2 tRNA genes and 3 rRNA genes are annotated in these 5,764 nt (G+C 49.1%); all 5 read left to right on the top strand.

Annotated elements, in window-relative coordinates:
- Nucleotides 1-329: 329 nt before the first annotated feature.
- The 5 genes from H8K29_RS17680 to rrf all read left to right on the top strand — a co-directional run bounded on the left by H8K29_RS17680 (nt 330) and on the right by rrf (nt 5,739).
- Nucleotides 330-1,860, top strand: a 16S ribosomal RNA gene (locus H8K29_RS17680).
- Nucleotides 1,861-1,971: 111 nt separating this feature from the next.
- A tRNA-Ala gene (locus H8K29_RS17675) sits at nt 1,972-2,047 on the top strand.
- 5 nt (nt 2,048-2,052) lie between these two features.
- Nucleotides 2,053-2,129 (top strand) — tRNA-Ile (locus tag H8K29_RS17670).
- 423 nt (nt 2,130-2,552) lie between these two features.
- Nucleotides 2,553-5,427, top strand: a 23S ribosomal RNA gene (locus H8K29_RS17665).
- A 199-nt stretch (nt 5,428-5,626) separates the two neighbouring features.
- Nucleotides 5,627-5,739: ribosomal RNA gene (gene rrf / locus H8K29_RS17660) — 5S ribosomal RNA — on the top strand.
- Together the 16S, 23S and 5S rRNA genes with 2 tRNA genes alongside form the textbook arrangement of a ribosomal RNA operon.
- Nucleotides 5,740-5,764: the final 25 nt, after the last annotated feature.

The raw sequence follows: 5,764 nt of genomic DNA, 5'->3' as shown, positions 1-5,764 counted from the left end.
GAAGGGAGTTGACAGTGAGTGAGAAGTACTTCATAATCTCGTTTCTCTGCTGCTGACGCACACAACGATGCGAAGCAAAACTCGGAAGAGTGAAGCGGAAAAGAATTTCAGGATTCGCGGTTCTTTAACAATTAACAGTCAATAAATGTGAGCACTTGATGAAAGCGCACCAATCAGTTTAACTGGTTGGCATGCTTAAAAAATATCAAATGCTTCACAAGAAATAAAGCAAGACGGATTTCAGCAATGGAATCTGAACTGTCAGTATTTTGAGTGAGCGACTCGTTCGAAAGAACGAATTCCAGAAATGGAAACAAGTAACAGAGATTAAACTGAAGAGTTTGATCCTGGCTCAGATTGAACGCTGGCGGCATGCCTTACACATGCAAGTCGAACGGCAGCACGGACTTCGGTCTGGTGGCGAGTGGCGAACGGGTGAGTAATATATCGGAACATACCCTAGAGTGGGGGATAACGTAGCGAAAGTTACGCTAATACCGCATACGAACTAAGGTTGAAAGTGGGGGATCGCAAGACCTCATGCTCATGGAGTGGCCGATATCTGATTAGCTAGTTGGTGAGGTAAAGGCTCACCAAGGCGACGATCAGTAGCTGGTCTGAGAGGACGACCAGCCACACTGGAACTGAGACACGGTCCAGACTCCTACGGGAGGCAGCAGTGGGGAATTTTGGACAATGGGGGCAACCCTGATCCAGCAATGCCGCGTGAGTGAAGAAGGCCTTCGGGTTGTAAAGCTCTTTTGTCAGGGAAGAAACGGTGATCTCTAATATAGATTGCTAATGACGGTACCTGAAGAATAAGCACCGGCTAACTACGTGCCAGCAGCCGCGGTAATACGTAGGGTGCAAGCGTTAATCGGAATTACTGGGCGTAAAGCGTGCGCAGGCGGTTATATAAGTCAGATGTGAAATCCCCGGGCTCAACCTGGGAACTGCATTTGAGACTGTATGGCTAGAGTGTGTCAGAGGGGGGTAGAATTCCACGTGTAGCAGTGAAATGCGTAGATATGTGGAGGAATACCGATGGCGAAGGCAGCCCCCTGGGATAACACTGACGCTCATGCACGAAAGCGTGGGGAGCAAACAGGATTAGATACCCTGGTAGTCCACGCCCTAAACGATGTCTACTAGTTGTTGGGTCTTAATTGACTTAGTAACGCAGCTAACGCGTGAAGTAGACCGCCTGGGGAGTACGGTCGCAAGATTAAAACTCAAAGGAATTGACGGGGACCCGCACAAGCGGTGGATGATGTGGATTAATTCGATGCAACGCGAAAAACCTTACCTACCCTTGACATGTACAGAATGCCGAAGAGATTTGGCGGTGCTCGCAAGAGAACTGTAACACAGGTGCTGCATGGCTGTCGTCAGCTCGTGTCGTGAGATGTTGGGTTAAGTCCCGCAACGAGCGCAACCCTTGTCATTAGTTGCTACGAAAGGGCACTCTAATGAGACTGCCGGTGACAAACCGGAGGAAGGTGGGGATGACGTCAAGTCCTCATGGCCCTTATGGGTAGGGCTTCACACGTCATACAATGGTACATACAGAGGGCCGCCAACCCGCGAGGGGGAGCTAATCCCAGAAAGTGTATCGTAGTCCGGATTGTAGTCTGCAACTCGACTACATGAAGTTGGAATCGCTAGTAATCGCGGATCAGCATGTCGCGGTGAATACGTTCCCGGGTCTTGTACACACCGCCCGTCACACCATGGGAGCGGGTTCTGCCAGAAGTAGGTAGCTTAACCGTAAGGAGGGCGCTTACCACGGCAGGGTTCGTGACTGGGGTGAAGTCGTAACAAGGTAGCCGTATCGGAAGGTGCGGCTGGATCACCTCCTTTCTAGAGTAGCGCCGTAATTAAGTGTTCACTTTTATTGACTGTTAAAAGAAAAGACGAGAAGAGTAGTAAAGAGAAGTAAAGCTGCTTTGAAGTAGGAAGTAGTGCCTGAATGGGGGTTTAGCTCAGCTGGGAGAGCACCTGCTTTGCAAGCAGGGGGTCGTCGGTTCGATCCCGTCAACCTCCACCAATACTGGGGCTGTAGCTCAGCTGGTTAGAGCACCGTGTTGATAACGCGGGGGTCGTTGGTTCGAGCCCAACCAGCCCTACCAAAAGTATGTTGAAAAAACAAACGCAAATGGCGCGTGCGCTGTTTAGGTTTGTTCTTTCAAATCGAAAGAGAGTCGGAAGACTCAGTAACAAGAAGTTCTCGTTCTTTAACAATTCAGAAGAAGTAAAGTAGAAATAATCAAAATTTATTTCTGTAAAGGAAGGATCCGGAAGGATGCTTCGTTTGGTGTGACGACAGTCATGCTGAATAATTTATGGAAGGGTTATGATTGTATCGAACAAACAAAGTATTAAAAGAGTTTGATCAAAAGCAGCCGAAAGGCAGTTTTAGAAAAAAATAAATTCTTGAGATACGGCAAACGCTAAAGTAATACTCATAAGTAGTAAAGAACTATAACCGTTTCTTGGTGATGAACCTGAAGTTAAAGAGATTTAACGGCAGACACCAGGAGTTAAAGTTATAGGGACAAGTGACTAAGTGCACATGGTGGATGCCTTGGCGATATCAGGCGATGAAGGACGTAGTAGCTTGCGATAAGCTGCGGGGAGTGAGCAAACACACATTGATCCGCAGATTTCCGAATGGGGAAACCCGGCCGTAAGGTCATTTAACACTGAATACATAGGTGTTAAAAGCGAACGTGGCGAACTGAAACATCTAAGTAGCTACAGGAAAAGAAATCAACCGAGATTCCCAAAGTAGTGGCGAGCGAAATGGGAAGAGCCTGCATGATTTAGCATCTTTGATAATAGAACAGATTGGAAACTCTGGCCATAGAGGGTGATAGCCCCTTATATGAAATCATCGGTGTGGAACTAAGTATGCGACAAGTAGGGCGGGACACGTGAAATCCTGTCTGAACATGGGGGGACCATCCTCCAAGGCTAAATACTCGATATCGACCGATAGTGAACCAGTACCGTGAGGGAAAGGCGAAAAGAACCCCGGGAGGGGAGTGAAATAGAACCTGAAACCGTGTGCATACAAACAGTAGGAGCGGACTTGTTCCGTGACTGCGTACCTTTTGTATAATGGGTCAGCGACTTACATTCAGTGGCAAGGTTAACCGCATAGGGAAGCCGTAGAGAAATCGAGTCCGAATAGGGCGAATCAGTCGCTGGGTGTAGACCCGAAACCAAGTGATCTACTCATGGCCAGGTTGAAGGTGCGGTAACACGCACTGGAGGACCGAACCCACTAATGTTGAAAAATTAGGGGATGAGCTGTGGGTAGGGGTGAAAGGCTAAACAAACTTGGAAATAGCTGGTTCTCTCCGAAAACTATTTAGGTAGTGCCTCAAGTATCACCGACGGGGGTAGAGCACTGTTATGGCTAGGGGGTCATCGCGACTTACCAAACCATTGCAAACTCCGAATACCGTTGAGTGCGAGCTTGGGAGACAGACATCGGGTGCTAACGTCCGGTGTCAAGAGGGAAACAACCCAGACCGCCAGCTAAGGTCCCAAAGTATAGCTAAGTGGAAAACGAAGTGGGAAGGCTAAAACAGTCAGGAGGTTGGCTTAGAAGCAGCCACCCTTTAAAGAAAGCGTAATAGCTCACTGATCGAGTCGTCCTGCGCGGAAGATGTAACGGGGCTAAGCTATACACCGAAGCTGCGGATATCCTTTTAGGATATGGTAGGAGAGCGTTCTGTAAGCCTGCGAAGGTGTCTTGTAAAGGATGCTGGAGGTATCAGAAGTGCGAATGCTGACATGAGTAGCGATAATGGGGGTGAAAAGCCTCCACGCCGTAAGCCCAAGGTTTCCTGTTCAACGTTCATCGGAGCAGGGTGAGTCGGCCCCTAAGGCGAGGCAGAGATGCGTAGCTGATGGGAAGCAGGTTAATATTCCTGCACCGTCGTATGATGCGATGGGGGGACGGATCACAGAAGGTCGTCAGGCGGTTGGAAGAGCCTGTTCTTGACTTGTAGAAGGCACTTAGGCAAATCCGGGTGCGTAATTCAAGGGGTTGAGACGAGTGAACTTGTTCACGAAGCGATCGGAAGTGGTTCCAAGAAAAGCCTCTAAGCTTCAGTCATACGAGACCGTACCGCAAACCGACACAGGTGGGCGAGATGAGTATTCTAAGGCGCTTGAGAGAACTCGGGAGAAGGAACTCGGCAAATTGGTACCGTAACTTCGGGATAAGGTACGCCCTTGTAGTTTGACCCCCCTGCGGGGGAAGGATGAAGGGGTTGCAATAAACTGGTGGCTGCAACTGTTTAATAAAAACACAGCACTATGCAAACACGAAAGTGGACGTATATGGTGTGACTCCTGCCCGGTGCTGGAAGATTAAATGATGGGGTGCAAGCTCTTGATTGAAGTCCCAGTAAACGGCGGCCGTAACTATAACGGTCCTAAGGTAGCGAAATTCCTTGTCGGGTAAGTTCCGACCTGCACGAATGGAGTAATGATGGCCACACTGTCTCCTCCCGAGACTCAGCGAAGTTGAAATGTTTGTGATGATGCAATCTACCCGCGGCTAGACGGAAAGACCCCATGAACCTTTACTGTAGCTTTGCATTGGACTTTGAACCAATCTGTGTAGGATAGGTGGGAGGCTTTGAAGCGTGGACGCCAGTTTGCGTGGAGCCATCCTTGAAATACCACCCTGGTTTGTTTGAGGTTCTAACCTTGGCCCGTTATCCGGGTCGGGGACAGTGCATGGTAGGCAGTTTGACTGGGGCGGTCTCCTCCCAAAGTGTAACGGAGGAGTTCGAAGGTACGCTAATTACGGTCGGACATCGTGATGATAGTGCAATGGCATAAGCGTGCTTAACTGCGAGACTGACAAGTCGAGCAGGTACGAAAGTAGGACATAGTGATCCGGTGGTTCTGTATGGAAGGGCCATCGCTCAACGGATAAAAGGTACTCTGGGGATAACAGGCTGATTCCTCCCAAGAGTTCATATCGACGGGGGAGTTTGGCACCTCGATGTCGGCTCATCACATCCTGGGGCTGTAGCCGGTCCCAAGGGTATGGCTGTTCGCCATTTAAAGTGGTACGTGAGCTGGGTTTAAAACGTCGTGAGACAGTTTGGTCCCTATCTGCCGTGGGCGTTGGAAGTTTGAAGGGGGCTGCTCCTAGTACGAGAGGACCGGAGTGGACGAACCTCTGGTGTATCGGTTGTCACGCCAGTGGCATTGCCGAGTAGCTATGTTCGGAAGAGATAACCGCTGAAAGCATCTAAGCGGGAAACTCGCCTTAAGATGAGACTTCCCAGAGACTTGATCTCTTTAAAGGGTCGTTCGAGACCAGGACGTTGATAGGCTGGGTGTGGAAGTGCAGTAATGCATTAAGCTAACCAGTACTAATTGCCCGTAAGGCTTGTCCCTATAACCTTAGCAGGTATAGGCTGCAAGTGAGCAATATGAAGTGTGAGCCAATGAATGTTGGTACAAATCATAACCAGGAATAAATAATAAATTGAGATTGGTGCGAGTTGAAAAGCGACGCACATTCTACTGAACTCTTCTGAATTGGATTTGTTGTGCCCCACAGAGCAACGTGGCCACAACAGATCGACAAGTTATGCCTGATGACCATAGCGAGTTGGTACCACCCCTTCCCATCCCGAACAGGACCGTGAAACGACTCTGCGCCAATGATAGTGCTGCAACCAGTGTGAAAGTAGGTTATCGTCAGGCTTGTATTCTGCGAACCCCCCGTTAC

Source organism: Undibacterium sp. CY21W (assembly GCF_014284265.1).
GTDB classification, from domain to species: Bacteria; Pseudomonadota; Gammaproteobacteria; order Burkholderiales; family Burkholderiaceae_D; genus Undibacterium; species Undibacterium aquatile.
Note: the sequence above shows the minus strand (reverse complement) of the source record. Positions and strands in the feature narration are given on the sequence as shown.